Raw genomic sequence first — 15582 nt, forward strand, 5'->3', positions numbered from 1 at the left:
AGGGGTGCGTTCGAGAACGGCCCCTACGGCCGCCCGCCCTCGGTGGACGCCTGGTCCACCATCACCGAGACCGGGTCCTGACCGCTCTCCGGGGAGGGCAGCAGGTTGTCGAGCACCGGCCCGGGGTACAGGCCGAGCGCCAGGGTGGCGGCCACGCCGATGGCGATGACCCCGCCGGTGGCGGCCCCGGCCCGCACGACGGTGGGCCCGTCGGCCTCCGGATCCCGGAAGAACATCACAACGATGATCCGGACGTAGAAGAACGCGGTGACGGCGCTGCTGAGCACGCCGACGATCACCAGCGGGGTGGCCCCGGCGGCGACGGCGGCCTCGAACACCGCGAACTTGCCGATGAACCCGCTGGTCAGCGGGATGCCCGCGAAGGCCAGCAGGAACAGGGACAGCGCCCCCGCCAGCAGCGGGTGGCGGCGGCCCAGCCCCGCCCACCGGTCCAGGTCGCCCAGCTCCTGCCCGCCGTCGGCGGTGCGGACCAGGGTGACCACGGCGAACGCGCCCAGGGTGGTGAACCCGTAGGCGGCCAGGTAGAACATCGCCCCGGCCAGGCCGTCGGTGCTCCCGGCGACCACGGCGGTGAGGATGAACCCGGCGTGCACCACCGAGGAGTAGGCCAGCAGCCGCTTCACGTCCCGCTGGGACACGGCGATGACCGCGGCGACCACCATGGTGAGCACCGCGATGATCCACAGCATCGGCTCCCAGGCCCCGATCCGGCCGCCGAAGGGCACGAAGAACACCCGCAGCAGGGCGCCGAACGCGGCGACCAGGGTGCAGGAGGCCATCAGCGCCGTGACCGGGGTGGGCGCGCCCTGGTACACGTCCGGCTTCCAGTTGTGGAACGGAACCGCGCCGACCTTGAACAGCAGGCCGACGGCGACCAGTCCGATCCCCATGAGCAGCAGCGGCTCGCCGTTGCCGTCGGCGAAGATCGCCGCCCCGCCGGCCTCGACGGCCGCGCGCACCTCGCCGAAGTTCACCGAGCCGGCGTAGCCGTACACCATGGCGGCGCCGAACAGGAAGAACGCCGAGGAGAACGCCCCGAGCAGGAAGTACTTGACCGCGGCCTCCTGGGAGAACAGGCGGCGCCTGCGGGCGAGCCCGCACATCAGGTACAGCGGGAGGCTCATCACCTCCAGGGCGATGAACATGGTGAGGAAGTCGTTCGAGGCGGGGAACATCAGCATCCCCAGCACCGCGAACAGCACCAGCGGGTAGATCTCGGTGTGCTGCGACCCGGCCAGGATGTGCGCCCGCTCCTCCTCGCTGCCGGGGACCGCGGCCGCCTGGGCGGCGAACGCGTCCCGGCCGTCGCGGCGCTCGGCGATGAGCAGCAGGCTCACCAGCGCCAGCACCGTGATGGTGCCCTGGAAGAACAGCACGGTCCGGTCGACGGCCAGCGAGCCGACGCCGACGGTCACCCCGGCCTGCCCGTCGGGCAGGGAACCGACCTGGAGCACGACGAGCACGAACGTCGCGAGCAGGGCCAGCGCGGCCAGGCCGATCTGGAGCGGGCGGCGGCGCGCGGCGGGCACGAACGCCTCGAACAGCACGGCCACCATCGCGGCGCCGAACAGGGTGAGCAGCGGTGCCAGCAGCCACCAGTCGAGGACCGGTGCCTCCTGGGTGACGACGGGGAGGTCCTGGGGGATCACTCCGCGCCTCCTTCCTCGGCGGAGTCGACCGTGGCCACCACGGTGCGTTCCGCGGCCGGTTCGATCGCGTCGAGCAGCGGCTGCGGGTACAGCCCGAACGCGATGATGAGCGCGAGCAGCGGACCGACGGCCCACGCCTCGCGCGCGGACAGGTCCTTGAACCCGGACACGCTGTCGGCGGTGGGCCCGGTCATGGTGCGCTGGTACATCCACAGGATGTAGAGCGCGGCGAGCACGACGCCGATCACGGCGATCAGGGCGGGCACGGGGCTGAACGCGTACACGCCGACGAACACCAGGAACTCGCTCACGAACGGCGCCAGCCCGGGCAGGGCGAGCCCGGCCAGGCCGGTGACCAGGAAGACCCCGGCGAGTTTGGGCGCCGCGTTCTGCACCCCGCCGAAGTCCTCGATGCGCGAGGAGCCGCGGCGGGCCACGAGCAGCCCCACGACCAGGAACAGGGCCCCGGTCGCGAACCCGTGGTTGACCATGTACAGCGCGGCCCCGGTCTGGGCCTGCGCGGTCATCGCGAAGATGCCCAGGGTGATGAACCCGAAGTGGGAGATCGACGTGTAGGCGACCAGGCGCATCATGTCGGTCTGGCCGATGGCCAGGATCGCCCCGTAGACGATGCTCACCAGGCTCAGCACCACCACGGGCCACACGAACCAGGACACGGCCGCGGGGAACAGCTCCATGCAGTACCGCAGCATGCCGTAGGTGCCGACCTTGTCGAGCACGCCCACCAGCAGCACGGCGGTGCCGGGGCGGGAGGCCCCGGCGGCCTGCGGCAGCCAGGTGTGCACGGGCCACATCGGCGCCTTGATCGCAAAGGCGATGAAGAAGCCGAGGAACAGCCAGCGCGCGGTGGACGGGTCCAGGGCGGCCAGCGCCCCGTCCTCCCCGACCAGGTCGGCCCAGAGGAAGGTGCCGCCGTGGACGAAGACCCCGATGACGGCGACCAGCATGACCAGGCCGCCGGCGAGGCTGTACAGCAGGAACTTGACGGCCGCCCGGGCCCGCTCGTCGCCGCGCCCGTACCGCCCGATCATGAAGTAGACCGGGATGAGCATGGCCTCGAAGAACACGTAGAAGAGGAAGACGTCGGTGGCCGCGAAGACCCCGATCATCATGGCCTCCAAGGCCAGTATGAGCGCGAAGTAGCCGCGCCCGCCGTCCTCCCGGTCGTCGTGCTCCCTCCAGGCGGCCAGGACCACCAGCGGGACCAGGACCGCCGACATGAGGATCAGGGTGAGGGCGATGCCGTCCACCCCGACGGCGAAGTGGACCCCGAAGCGGGGGATCCACGGGTACTCCTCCACGAACTGGAGGGAGCCGGCGTTCGACGTGTCGAAGCGCAGGGACATGGCGACCAGGACGGCCAGGGTGGCCAGGGAGAAGCCGAGCGTGATGCGCTTGGCGTTCTCGGCGGAGGCCGCCCCGGAGGCGGTGGCCGCGGGGGCGCGGACCGCCGTGGCGGTGCCGCCGCCCCCTTCGGACGCGACGGCGGCGGCCGACGCGGCCGGCGCCCGGCCGCCCGCACCGGTGCGCGGGAGCGCCCAGACGAGCACGGCGCCGATCGCGGGCAACGCGATCGCGATGGTGAGCCAGGGGATCATTGTCTACAACCTCACAACCAGCGTCGCGGCGACGATCACGGCGCCGAAGAGCATGGTGAGCGCGTACGACCGGGCGAAGCCGGTCTGCGCCCGCCCGAGCCCGCGGGAGGAGTCGCGCACGCCCGCGCCGAGCCCGTTGACGAACCCGTCGATGACCTTGTCCTCGATGTCGGAGAGCACCTTGGTGAGGACCTGGCCGGGGCGCATGAACAGCCCCTCGTTGATCTCGTTGCCGTACAGCTCGCGGCTCGCGGCGACGGTGACGAGGTTCCCCTTCGGCGCGGTGCGCGCGACCGGGCGGCGCAGGTACACGGCCCAGGCCGCCGCCACACCGAGGACCAGCACGCCCAGCGCCGCCAGCCCGTAGGGCGAGGTGAAGGCGTGGGCCAGGTCGAAGTGGTGCGGGTGGGCGCCGATGGTGGGCGCCAGGAAGTTCGCGAACCGGTCGCCGAACACCAGGAACGCGCCCAGGAACACCGAACCGATGGACAGCACGACCATGGGGGCGGTCATGCTCACCGGAGACTCGTGCGGGTGCACGCCCTCGTCCCACCGCTTCTCGCCGAGGAAGGTCATGAAGAACATGCGGGACATGTAGAAGGCGGTGAGCCCGGCGCCGAGGATGACCGCCGACCCCAGGACCATGCCCTGGGTGCCGCCGACGCCGAACGCCTCGGTGATGATGCTCTCCTTGGTCCACCAGCCGGACAGCAGCGGGACGCCGATGATGGCGAGGTAGCCCAGTCCGAAGGTGGCGAAGGTGATCGGCATGACCCGGGCCAGGCCGCCGTAGCGGCGCATGTCGACCCCGTCGTCCATGGCGTGCATGACCGATCCGGCGCCCAGGAACAGCCCGGCCTTGAAGAAGCCGTGCGTGATCAGGTGGGCGATGGCGGCCACGTACCCGACCGGGCCGAGCCCGGCGGCCAGCACCATCATGCCGATCTGGCTCATCGTCGAGCCGGCCAGGGACTTCTTGATGTCGTCCTTGGCCGAGGCGATGATCCCGCCGGCGAGCATGGTGGCGGCCCCGACCACCGCGACGGTGGTCTGCGCGGCGGGCGCGGCCTCGAAGACCGGCCCGGCGCGGACGATGAGGTAGACGCCCGCGGTGACCATGGTCGCCGCGTGGATGAGCGCCGACACCGGGGTCGGGCCCTCCATGGCGTCCAGCAGCCACGCCTGCAGGGGCAGCTGCGCGGACTTGCCGCAGGCGCCGAGCAGCAGGCACAGGCCGATGGCGACCAGCACCCCGTTCCCGGCGCCGGGGACGGCGGCGAACACGTCGCTGAAGCTCACGGCGCCCAGGGCGGTGAACATGATCATGATCGCCGCGAGCAGGCCCATGTCGCCCACGCGGTTGATGATGAACGCCTTCTTGGCCGCGGTGGCCGCCGACGGCTTGTACTGCCAGAACCCGATGAGGAGGTAGGACGCCAGGCCCACGCCCTCCCAGCCCAGGAACAGCAGGGCGAAGTTGTCGGCCAGGACCAGCACCAGCATGGCCGCCACGAACAGGTTGAGGTAGGCGAAGAAGCGCCGCCGCCCCGGGTCGTGGGACATGTAGCCGATCGAGTAGACGTGGATCAGCGACCCGACGAACGTGATCAGCAGGACGAAGCTGATGGACAGGGGGTCGACCAGCAGGTCCGCCCCCACCGTGAACTCGCCGACCGAGAACCACTCGTAGACCGGGACCGACACGCTGCGCGCGTCCTGGGCCCGGCCCAGGAGGTCGAACAGGATGAGGGCCGCCCACACGAACGAGCCCACCGGCAGCGCCGTGGCGAGCAGGTGGCCCCAGGAGTCGGTCCGCTTGCCTCCCAGCAGCAGGACCGCCGCGCCGGCCAGCGGCAGGGCGATGAGCAGCCAGGCGTTCGACAGAACCGCGCCTTCCGCGGCCACCGCCGTCCCGGTGTCGGCGGCGAGGAGAGTGTGTTGTTGCACTGCCACGTCGCCTTCTAGTGCTTGAGCAGGTTGGCGTCGTCCAGCGACGCGGACCTGCGGGTTCGGAAGATCTGCATGATGATCGCGAGACCGACGACCACCTCGGCGGCGGCGACGACCATCACGAAGAAGGCGATGACCTGCCCTTCGATGTCCCCGTGCATGCGGGCGAACGCGACGAACGCCAGGTTGCAGGCGTTGAGCATCAGCTCGACGCACATGAAGACGATGATCGCGTTGCGCCGGATGAGCACGCCGACCGCGCCGATGGTGAACAGCAGCGCCGCGAGGACGATGTAGTTCATCGGGTCCATGTCGACTCCACCTCCTGCCCGTCGCCGTTCTCCTGGGCCTGGTCGCCGGCACCCGCCTCGTGCGGGTGGGCCTCGGCCCCCGCGGTGGGCTCGCCCTCCTTGGAGTGGGCCGAGTCCGACGCCCCGCCGGGGAGCGGCGGGCGCCCCGCCCGGACGTCGTCGGGCACCCGCGACTGGTACTCGGGGTCGCGGGCGGTGAGCACCGGGTTGAGCGAGAGCCGGGCGACCTGGCCGTCCGGCAGCAGCGCGGGCATGTCGATCGCGTTGTGCCGGGCGTAGGTGCCGGGCCCGGGCAGCGGGGTCGGGTGGTCGCCGCGGATGCGGTCCTCGGAGATCTCCCGCTGGGTGCGCCGCTTCTTGGTGCGGGCGGTGTGGGCCAGCACCAGGGCGCCCAGGACCGCGGTGACCAGCAGCGCGGCGGTGGCCTCGAAGGCGACCACGTAGCGCAGCAGCAGCTCCCCGGCGATCCAGGGGATGCTGCCGCCCGCCGCCGCGGTCCCGGCGGCCAGGCCGACCGGGTCGCCCACGGAGATGCGGGTGATGCCGGTGGCCAGGGCGCCGACGAAGCACAGGGCGACGACGGCGGTGAGCAGCCGCTGCCCGCCCAGGGTCTCCTTGAGGGAGTCCGCGGAGCTGACGCCGATGAGCATCAGCACGAACAGGAACAGCATGAGGACCGCGCCGGTGTAGACGACGATCTGCACGACCATGAGGAAGGGCGCGGCGTTGATCCCGTAGAAGATCGCCAGGCCCACCATGGTCAGCGCCATGGACATGGCCGAGTGGACGGCCTTGCGGGAGAACACCACTCCCAGGGCGCCGAGCAGGACGACGGTCCCCAGGATCCAGAAGGCCGAGGCCTCCCCGCCGCCGATGGGGGCGGCGAGGTGGACCTCGTGCGTCGGGCCGAGGGGGGAGGCGAGGAGGGCGGAGGGGGTCATCGGACCGCCTCCGTGCTCTCGTGGTGCCCGTCCTGGGAACCGTGCTGGCCGCGGCCGGTGGCGTAGTAGTCGAGGTCGCTCTCGCCCAGGCGCATCGGGTGCGGCGGCGCCTCCATGCCCTCCTTGAGGGGGGCGAGCAGCTGCTCCTTGGTCCAGATCAGGCTCTGCCTGCTGTCGTCGGCGAGCTCGTACTCGTTGGTCATGGTGAGGGCGCGCGTCGGGCACGCCTCCACGCACAGCCCGCACAGGATGCAGCGCAGGTAGTTGATCTGGTAGACCCGCCCGTAGCGCTCACCGGGCGAGTAGCGGTCGTCGTCGGTGTTGTCACCGGCTTCGACGTAGATGGCGTCGGCGGGACAGGCCCAGGCGCACAGTTCGCACCCGATGCACTTCTCCAGCCCGTCCGCCCACCTGTTCAGCTGGTGCCGTCCGTGGAAGCGCGGCGCCGTGGGGCGCTTGACCTCCGGGTACTCGACGGTCGGCACCTTCTTGAACATGGTGTGGAAGGTGACGCCGAAACCCTTGACGGGATTGAGCCAATCAAGCACCGGTGACCTCCCCCTTCTGCTTGACGCTGCGGCCCGCGGCGGCCGGGGCCGTCCGCGGCGGTTCGGCGAGCACGCTGCTCCCGTAGTGCGGTGCGGTGCTCGGTGGCACGGGGAAACCGCCGAAGGCGGAGTCCTCGTGTGCGCGGCGGGCGTTCTCGGCGCGCTGGGCCGCCTCCTCGGCGCGTTCGCGGCGCGCCGACCGGAGCCAGGCGTAGAACGCGGCGAGGGTGGCGAGGGTGAACGCGGCGACGACCGAGCCGATGACGACCGGGGAGGCGCCGTCCAGGACGAGCATCCGCACGACCGCGACGGCGGTGATCCACACCAGCTGGATGGGGATGAGGACCTTCCAGCCGAACTGCATGAGCTGGTCGTACCGGACCCGGGGCAGGCTGCCGCGCGCCCAGATGAACAGGAACATGACGCCGACGAACTTGAGCAGCCACCACAGGGCGGGCCACCAGCCCTCGTTCGCCCCGGGGAAGGCGGTGCCGATCCCGAAGGGGGCGTACCAGCCGCCGAGGAAGAGCGTGACGGACACGGCGGCGACCGTGCACATGTTCACGTACTCGGCGAGGAAGAACATCGTGAACTTCATGGACCCGTACTCGGTCATGAAGCCGCCGACGATCTCGCCCTCGCCCTCGGCCAGGTCGAACGGGAGCCGGTTGGTCTCGCCGATCATGGTGACCAGGTAGATCAGGAACGACGGCAGCAGCAGCACCGCGAACCACAGCCCGCGCTGGGCCTCGACGATCCCGGACGTGGTGAGCGTGCCCGACATGATGAAGACCGCGACGAACGACAGGCCCATCGCGATCTCGTAGCTGATCACCTGGGCGGACGCGCGCAGGCCGCCGAGCAGGGCGTAGGGCGACTGGGACGCCCAGCCGCCGAGCACGAACCCGTACACCCCCAGGGCCGCGGTGGCCAGGACCACCAGGGCCGCGATGGGCAGGTCGGTGAGCTGGAGCGGGGTGACGACCCCGAACAGGTTCACCTCGGGCCCGATCGGGATGACCGAGAAGGCGATGAACGCGGGGACGGCGGCGATCACCGGGGCGGCGATGTAGACGAACCGGTCGACCCCCTCGGGGATCAGGTCCTCCTTGAGGGAGAGCTTGATCCCGTCGAACAGGGACTGGAGCAGGCCCCAGGGGCCCATCCGGTTGGGTCCGTGCCGCTGCTGCATCCGGCCCATGACCTTGCGGTCGGCCATGATCATCATCAGGACGCACACCATCAGGAAGACGAAGATGGCGAGCGCCTTGATGGTGGTGATCCACCACGGGTCGTTGCCGAAGGCGCTGAGCGTCTCCTCCGACGCCAGGTGCGCCACGCTGGTGGCGACGGGGGTCACTGGTGCCTCCCGGCGGTGCTCGGCGCCGACAGCAGGACCGTCTCGCCCGCGCCGCTGCCCAGGTCGCGACGGATGTCGCAGCCCCTGGCGTTGGCCGGGAGCCAGACGACCCGGTCGGCGATGTCGGTGACGACCACGGGAACGGTGACCGAGCCCCGGGTGCCGGTGACGCGGAGCGATCCGCCGTCGGGCACCCCGACCTCGTCGGCCGTGGCCTGGGACAGGTAGGCGCGGGCCGGCCGGGCCGTCCCGGCCAGGAACGGCTCGCCGTCCTCCATCCGCCCGGTGCCCAGGAGCTGGCGCCAGGTGGACAGCAGGGCCTCGCCGGGGCGGGGCTCGGGGACGGGGACCGGGCGGACGGCCGGGGCCGCGGCCCGCTCCCCCGCCCACAGGCCCAGCTCCAGCAGCTCGCGGTAGGCGGAGGCGGCGTCGGGCAGCCCCAGGTGGACGTCCATCTCGTCCGCGATCGCGGACAGGACCCGCAGGTCGGAGAGGGCTCCGGGGACCTTGAGCGCGTCGCCGAAGGGCCGGTGGCGGCCCTCCCAGTTGACGAAGGTGCCGGACTTCTCGGCGACGGCGGCGACGGGGAAGACCACGTCGGCGCGGTCGGTGACCTCGCTCGACCGCAGTTCGAGGCTGACGATGAACGGCACCCGGGCCAGGGCCGCGCGGGCGGCCTCGGGGTCGGGCAGGTCGTCGAGCTCGACCCCGGCGACGACCAGGGCGTCGAGCTCGCCGCGGGCGGCGGCCTCGATGATGGCGGCGGTGTCGCGGCCCGGCTCCGGCGGCAGCGTGCCGACGTTCCAGGCGCGGGCGACCTCGGCGCGGGCCGAGGCGTCCGAGACGGGCCGTCCGCCGGGCAGCAGCCCGGGCAGGGCCCCGGCGTCGACGGCGCCGCGCTCCCCGGCCCGGCGCGGGATCCACACCAGGCGGGCGCCGGTGCGGTCGGCCAGCGCCGCGGCGGCGGTGAGCGCGCCGGGGACGGCGGCCAGCCGCTCCCCGACGACGATGACCGCGCCCTGCGCGCCCAGGGCCTCGACGGCCTCGGGTGCGGTGTCCTCCAGGGCGTTGAGGACGCGGGCCTCGTCGCCCGGCACGGTGCCGATCAGCGTGCCGCCCGCCTTGGTGAGGCCGAGGCTGGCGTGACTGGCGACGGAGTACAGCTTCAGCCCGCGCTTGCGGTGGGCCTTGCGCAGCCGCAGGAACGTGGAGGGCGACTCGTCCTCGGGCTCGAACCCGGCCAGGAGCACGGCCGGGGCCTTCTCCAGGCCGGTGAAGTCCACGTCGATCGGGGTCCCGGCGACACGGGCCGCCAGGAAGTCGGCCTCCTCCCGCGAGTGGGCGCGGGCCCGCATGTCCACGTCGTTGGTGCCCAGGGCGACCCGCGCGAACTTGGCGTAGGCGTAGGCGTCCTCGTAGGTGAGGCGCCCGCCGGTCAGGACGCCGACCCGGCCGCGGGCGGCGGCCAGGCGGCGGCCCGCGACGGAGACGGCCTCCGGCCAGGAGGCGAACTCCAGGGCCCGGGAGTCCTCGTCGCGCACCAGCGGCCGGGTGAGCCGGTCGTTCTGGGTGGCGTAGGTGAACGCCCACCGGCCCTTGTCGCAGTTCCACTCCTCGTTCACCTGCGGGTCGTCGCCGGCCAGGCGGCGGGTGACCTTGCCGCGCCGGTGGTCGGTGCGCTGGGCGCAGCCGCCGGAGCAGTGTTCGCAGACACTGGGGGTGGAGACCAGGTCGAAGGGGCGGGACCGGAACCGGTAGGCCGACCCGGTGAGGGCGCCCACCGGGCAGATCTGCACGGTGTTGCCGGAGAAGTAGGAGTTGAACGGCTCGCCGCCGGCGATCCCGACCTGCTCCTTGGCGCCGCGCTCCATCAGCTCGATGAGCGGGTCCCCGGCGATCTGTGCCGCGAACCGGGTGCAGCGGGCGCACTGGATGCAGCGCTCCCGGTCGAGCAGCACCTGGCTGGACAGCGGGATCGGCTTGGGGAAGGTCCGCTTGACGTCGATGAACCGGCTCTCGCCCCGGCCGGTGGACATCGCCTGGTTCTGCAGGGGGCACTCGCCGCCCTTGTCGCAGACCGGGCAGTCCAGCGGGTGGTTGATGAGCAGGAACTCCATGATGCCGCGCTGGGCCTTCTCCGCCACCGGGGAGGTGAGGTGGGTGTTGACCACCATCCCCTCCATCACGGTGATGGTGCAGGACGCCTGCGGTTTGGGCATGCCGCGCCCGTTGCCCATGTCGGGGATCTCCACCAGGCACTGGCGGCAGGCCCCGACCGGGTCCAGGAGCGGGTGGTCGCAGAAGCGCGGGATCTGGATCCCGAGCAGTTCGGCGGCGCGGATGAGCAGCGTGCCCTTGGGCACCTGGATGCGGAAACCGTCGATGGTGACGGTGACCAGGTCCTCGGGCGGGGGCGCGGGGGCCGCTCCGCCCGGCGTGTTGGTGGTGACGGTCACGGGTTCCCTCCCGTCGTGGTCGGGCGGTCCGCCCACAGGGTGGACCTGGAGTGGTCGAAGGGGCAGCCGCCCTGCTCGACGTGGTCGATGTACTCCTGGCGGAAGTGCTTGATCGACGACATGACCGGGCTGGTCGCGCCGTCGCCCAGGGCGCAGAACGACCGGCCGAGCAGGTTGTCGCAGATGTCCAGGAGCTTGTCGAGGTCGGCCTCGGTCCCCTGGCCGCGCTCCAGGCGGTCCAGCACCTGGACCATCCAGTAGTTGCCCTCGCGGCAGGGCGTGCACTTGCCGCAGGACTCGTGGGCGTAGAAGGCGATCCAGCGGCCGACGGCGCGGACCACGCAGGTGGTCTCGTCGAAGATCTGGAGCGCCCGGGTGCCGAGCATGGAGCCGGCGGCGCCCACCGACTCGAAGTCGAGCGGGGTGTCCAGGTGCTCCTCGGTGAAGATCGGTGTGGAGGAGCCCCCGGGCGTCCAGAACTTGAGGCGGTGGCCCGCGCGGATCCCGCCCGCCATGTCGAGCAGCTCGCGCAGGGTGATGCCGAGCGGGGCCTCGTACTGGCCCGGCCGGGTGACGTGCCCGGACAGGGAGAAGAACCCGAACCCGGCGGACTTCTCGGTGCCCATCGAGGTGAACCACTCGGCGCCGCCCAGGACGATGCTGGGGACGCTGGCGATGGACTCGACGTTGTTCACCACGGTCGGCGAGGCGTAGAGCCCGGCGACCGCGGGGAACGGCGGCTTGAGCCGGGGCTGGCCCCGGTAGCCCTCCAGGGAGTCCAGCAGGGCGGTCTCCTCGCCGCAGATGTAGGCGCCGGCCCCGGCGTGGACGACCACGTCGAGGTCGAACCCGGTGCCGAGGATGTCCTTGCCCAGCAGCCCGGCGGCGTAGGCGTCGGCGACGGCCTTGCGCAGGCGGCGGATGACGTGGACGACCTCGCCGCGCACGTAGATGAACGCCTGGCTCGACTTGATCGCGTAGGAGGCGATCGCCACGCCCTCCACGAGGGAGTGCGGGTTGGCGAGCATGAGCGGGATGTCCTTGCAGGTCCCGGGCTCGGACTCGTCGGCGTTGACGACGAGGTAGCGCGGGTTGGGGTTGTCGGCCGGGAGGAAGCCCCACTTCATGCCGGTGGGGAACCCGGCGCCGCCGCGCCCGCGCAGGCCCGACTGCTTGACCAGGTCGACGAGGGCCTCGGGCTCCATGGCCAGCGCCCTGCGCAGGGCCTGGTAGCCGCCGTCGGCCCGGTAGCCCTCCAGGGTGAAGGAGTCGGGGCGGTCCCAGTTGTGGGACAGGACCGGGGTCAGGGTGGTCACTTGGCCTCCTCCTCACCCTGGGCGGGACGGGGAAGGTTCGCGGGATCGGGAGCCGTCCATCCGCGCTCGCGCGCGAGTGCCAGCCCGGCCAGCGAGGGCCCGGCGGCCTGCACGCCCTCGCCGGCGCGGCCGTCGTCGAACCCGGCCAGCACCCGGGAGGCCTGCTTCCAGGTGCACAGGGACGCCGGGCCGCGGGTGGGCGCCACGTCGTTGCCCAGGCGCAGGTCGTCCACGAGCCGCTTGGCCGAGTCCGGGGTCTGGTTGTCGAAGAACTCCCAGTTGACCATCACGACCGGCGCGAAGTCGCAGGCCGCGTTGCACTCGACGTGCTCCAGCGTGACCTTGCCGTCCTCGGTGGTCTCGTTGTTGCCGACGCCCAGGTGCTCCTTGAGGGCGGCGAAGATCTCGTCCCCGCCCATCACGGCGCACAGGGTGTTGGTGCACACCCCCACCTGGTAGTCGCCGCCGGGGCGGCGGCGGTACATGGTGTAGAAGGTGGCGACCGCGTTCACCTCGGCGAGGGTGATGCCGAGCTGGTCGGCGCAGAAGCGCATCCCGGCCCGGCTGACGTGGCCCTCCTCCGACTGCACCAGGTGCAGCAGCGGGAGGAGCGCCGACCTCGGCTTCGGGTAGCGGCCGATGAGCTCCTTGGCGTCCTGCTCCAGGCGCGCGACGACCTCGGCGGGGAACGTGTCGGCCCCCTCCGGGATCGCGGTCGCGCCGTGGTCGTGGCTGTGGTCGTGTCCGCTCACCGGTCCACGCCTCCCATCACCGGGTCGATACTGGCCACGGCCGCGATCACGTCCGCCACCGTGCCGCCCTCGCACATGGCGGCGACGCTCTGCAGGTGGGTGAAGGAGGGGTCGCGGAAGTGCACGCGGTAGGGACGGGTGCCCCCGTCGCTGACCGCGTAGCACCCGAGCTCGCCCTTGGCGCTCTCGACGGCCGCGTAGGCCTGGCCCGCCGGGACCCGGAAGCCCTCGGTGACCAGCTTGAAGTGGTGGATGAGCGCTTCCATGGAGCTGCTCATGATGTGCGCGATGTGGTCGGGCGAGTTGCCCATGCCGTCCGGCCCCAGCGCCAGCTTGGCGGGCCAGCCGATCTTGGCGTCCTCGATCATCACCGGGCCCGGCGCCAGCTTGTCCAGGCACTGCGCGATGATCTTGAGGCTCTCCTCCATCTCGGCGATGCGCACCCGGTAGCGGGCGTAGACGTCGCCGCCGTCGGAGACGGGGACGTCGAACTCGTAGCCCTCGTACCCGCAGTACGGCTTGGCCTTGCGCAGGTCGTAGGCCAGCCCCGAGGCCCGCAGCAGCGGGCCGGTGACGCCCAGGGCCATGCAGCCGGGCAGGTTGAGGTAGGCGACGTCCTTGGTGCGGGCCAGGTAGACCGGGTTCTCGTCGAGGAGCTTGCGCATGATGGTGATGCGCTTGGGCATCTCCTCCAGCAGCTCCCGGACCTTGCCGACAGCGCCGGGCGGCAGGTCCTGGGCGACCCCGCCGGGGCGGACGTAGGCGTGGTTCATCCGCAGGCCGGTGACGAGCTCGAAGATGTCCAGGATCATCTCGCGCTCGCGGAAGCCGTTGGTCATGACGGTGGTGGCGCCCAGCTCCATGCCGAACGTCGCCATCGCCACGAAGTGCGAGGCCATCCGGTTGAGCTCCATCATCATCACGCGGATGACGTTGGCCCGCTCCGGGATCCGGTCCTCGATGCCCAGCAGCTTCTCGACCGCCAGGCAGTACGCCGTCTCGTTGAAGAGCGGCGTCAGGTAGTCCATGCGGGTGACGAACGTGGTGCCCTGCGTCCACGTCCGGAACTCCATGTTCTTCTCGATGCCCGTGTGCAGGTAGCCGATCGCGACCCGGGCCTCGGTACAGGTCTCACCGTCCAGGGTGAGGATGAGGCGGAGCACGCCGTGCGTGGACGGGTGCTGCGGCCCCATGTTGACGACGAGGCGCTCGGCGCTGGTCGCCTGCGCCTTCTCGATGACGTCGTCCCAGTCGCCGCCGGAGGCGTCGATGTAGTCCTCGGTGACGGTCATGCCGTGCCTCCCTTCCGAAGGTGTTCTTGCCGGGTCACGTGTACGACCTCCGCTGGTCGGGCGGGGGCACGGTGGCGCCCCGGTACTCGACGGGGATGCCGCCCAGCGGGTAGTCCTTGCGCTGCGGGTGGCCGTGCCAGTCGTCGGGCATCTGGATGCGGGTGAGCGCCGGGTGGCCGTCGAAGACGATCCCGAAGAAGTCCCAGGCCTCGCGCTCGTGCCAGTCGTTGGTCGGGTAGACCGACACGATCGACGGGATGTGCCGGTCGGTGTCCGGGCAGGTGGTGGACACCCGGATCTCGCTGTTGTGCGTGATCGAGCGGAGATGGTAGACCGCGTGCAGCTCCCGGCCCTCCTGGTCCGGGAAGTGCACCCCGGTCACGCCCAGGCACAGCTCGTAGCGCAGGGCCGGGTCGTCGCGCAGGATGCGGCACAGCTCGGGCAGGGCCTCGCGGCGGACGTGGAAGGTGATCTCGCCGCGCGAGACCTCCACCCGCTCCACCGCCCCGGCGGCGTCGCCCAGGGCGGCCTCCAAGTCGTCGGCCACCCGGTCGAAGTCGGCGGTGCGCGGGTCGTCCGGGTCGGTGAAGGGCCGCTGCGAGGAGACGGGAGCGCTCCCCCGCACCTGCAGCCGTCCGAAGCCGGAGGTGTCCCCGGTGGTGGTGGTGCCGAACATGCCGGTGCGCCTGATCGGCGCGGCCAGGCGCTCCTCGCCCAGCCGGTCGGGGAGGCGCGCGGCCTCCTCGTCGCGTTCGCGCTCGTTGTCGGTGCTCATGTCAGTCCTTGCTCACCAGGGGAAGCGACCGGCGGAGCATGCGCTCCTCGGTTTCGGTGATCTCCTGCTCGCGGTGCGCGCCGAGCTTGGTGTTCTGCACCTTGTCGTGCAGCTTGAGCACCGCGTCCAGGAACATCTCGGGGCGGGGCGGGCAGCCCGGCAGGTAGATGTCCACCGGGACGATGTGGTCCACGCCCTGGACGATCGCGTAGTTGTTGAACATGCCGCCGCTGGAGGCGCACACGCCCATCGCGATGACCCACTTGGGCTCGGGCATCTGGTCGTAGATCTGGCGCAGGACCGGGGCCATCTTCTGGCTCACCCGCCCGGCGACGACCATGAGGTCGGCCTGGCGCGGGGTGGCGCCGAACTTCTCCATGCCGAACCGGGCCAGGTCGTAGTGGGGCCCGCCGACGGCCATCATCTCGATGGCGCAGCAGGCCAGCCCGAACGTCGCGGGCCACATCGAGGTCTTGCGGGCGAGTCCGACGACCTGTTCGACGGTTCCGAGCAGGACGCCGCTGGGCAGTTTCTCTTCGAGTCCCATCAGCTGCGGACCTCCTCCGGGCGGGGCTGCGGGGTGCGGACGCGG

General features: G+C 71.6%; 13 protein-coding genes. All 13 read right to left on the reverse strand.

From position 1 onward, the window contains the following. Window positions 1–23: 23 nt before the first annotated feature. From nuoN to ABZ249_RS16045, 13 genes are read right to left on the reverse strand one after another with little or no spacing between them, the layout of a single operon-like run. Window positions 24–1670, reverse strand: coding sequence for an NADH-quinone oxidoreductase subunit NuoN (gene nuoN, locus ABZ249_RS15985; RefSeq protein WP_220563455.1), 1647 nt, complete (start codon window positions 1668–1670; stop codon window positions 24–26). After that, the gene (locus ABZ249_RS15990) at window positions 1667–3289 is read right to left on the reverse strand and encodes an NADH-quinone oxidoreductase subunit M (RefSeq protein ID WP_355262844.1); all 1623 of its coding nucleotides are present in this window, start codon (window positions 3287–3289) and stop codon (window positions 1667–1669) included. The genes nuoN and ABZ249_RS15990 overlap by 4 nt, the downstream gene beginning before the upstream one ends. A gap of 3 nt (window positions 3290–3292) precedes the next feature. Continuing rightward, window positions 3293–5242 carry an NADH-quinone oxidoreductase subunit L gene (gene nuoL, locus ABZ249_RS15995; RefSeq protein ID WP_355262847.1) on the reverse strand — a complete coding sequence of 650 codons (1950 nt, stop codon included), beginning with the start codon at window positions 5240–5242 and terminating at the stop codon, window positions 3293–3295. Between the two features lie 8 nt (window positions 5243–5250). After that, window positions 5251–5550 (reverse strand): NADH-quinone oxidoreductase subunit NuoK, encoded by a 300-nt coding sequence (gene nuoK / locus ABZ249_RS16000; protein ID WP_220563458.1) that lies wholly within the window; start codon window positions 5548–5550, stop codon window positions 5251–5253. Continuing rightward, complete coding sequence (locus tag ABZ249_RS16005) at window positions 5538–6491, reverse strand: NADH-quinone oxidoreductase subunit J (protein ID WP_355262851.1); 954 nt, start codon at window positions 6489–6491, stop codon at window positions 5538–5540. Before ABZ249_RS16005 ends, nuoK begins: the two co-directional genes overlap by 13 nt. Continuing rightward, the gene (gene nuoI / locus ABZ249_RS16010; RefSeq protein ID WP_220563460.1) at window positions 6488–7039 is read right to left on the reverse strand and encodes an NADH-quinone oxidoreductase subunit NuoI; all 552 of its coding nucleotides are present in this window, start codon (window positions 7037–7039) and stop codon (window positions 6488–6490) included. The genes ABZ249_RS16005 and nuoI overlap by 4 nt, the downstream gene beginning before the upstream one ends. Further along, the gene (gene nuoH, locus ABZ249_RS16015; RefSeq protein WP_355262855.1) at window positions 7032–8399 is read right to left on the reverse strand and encodes an NADH-quinone oxidoreductase subunit NuoH; all 1368 of its coding nucleotides are present in this window, start codon (window positions 8397–8399) and stop codon (window positions 7032–7034) included. Before nuoH ends, nuoI begins: the two co-directional genes overlap by 8 nt. Continuing rightward, window positions 8396–10855: an NADH-quinone oxidoreductase subunit G gene (locus ABZ249_RS16020; protein ID WP_355262858.1), complete on the reverse strand. Its 2460-nt coding sequence runs from the start codon at window positions 10853–10855 to the stop codon at window positions 8396–8398. Before ABZ249_RS16020 ends, nuoH begins: the two co-directional genes overlap by 4 nt. Further along, window positions 10852–12171, reverse strand: a complete 1320-nt coding sequence (gene nuoF, locus ABZ249_RS16025; protein WP_355262861.1) for an NADH-quinone oxidoreductase subunit NuoF — start codon at window positions 12169–12171, stop codon at window positions 10852–10854. The genes ABZ249_RS16020 and nuoF overlap by 4 nt, the downstream gene beginning before the upstream one ends. Continuing rightward, window positions 12168–12923: an NADH-quinone oxidoreductase subunit NuoE gene (gene nuoE / locus ABZ249_RS16030; RefSeq protein ID WP_355262864.1), complete on the reverse strand. Its 756-nt coding sequence runs from the start codon at window positions 12921–12923 to the stop codon at window positions 12168–12170. Before nuoE ends, nuoF begins: the two co-directional genes overlap by 4 nt. After that, window positions 12920–14215 carry an NADH-quinone oxidoreductase subunit D gene (locus ABZ249_RS16035; RefSeq protein WP_355262867.1) on the reverse strand — a complete coding sequence of 432 codons (1296 nt, stop codon included), beginning with the start codon at window positions 14213–14215 and terminating at the stop codon, window positions 12920–12922. The genes nuoE and ABZ249_RS16035 overlap by 4 nt, the downstream gene beginning before the upstream one ends. A 34-nt stretch (window positions 14216–14249) precedes the next feature. Beyond that, the gene (locus tag ABZ249_RS16040; protein WP_355262870.1) at window positions 14250–14990 is read right to left on the reverse strand and encodes an NADH-quinone oxidoreductase subunit C; all 741 of its coding nucleotides are present in this window, start codon (window positions 14988–14990) and stop codon (window positions 14250–14252) included. A gap of 1 nt (window position 14991) precedes the next feature. Continuing rightward, entirely contained in the window at window positions 14992–15537 is a 546-nt protein-coding gene (locus ABZ249_RS16045; RefSeq protein WP_220563467.1) for an NADH-quinone oxidoreductase subunit B, read from the reverse strand. Window positions 15538–15582: the final 45 nt, after the last annotated feature.

Origin of the sequence: Nocardiopsis sp. NPDC006139 (assembly GCF_040614155.1) — a bacterium.
Classification (GTDB): Bacteria; Actinomycetota; Actinomycetes; order Streptosporangiales; family Streptosporangiaceae; genus Nocardiopsis; species Nocardiopsis changdeensis.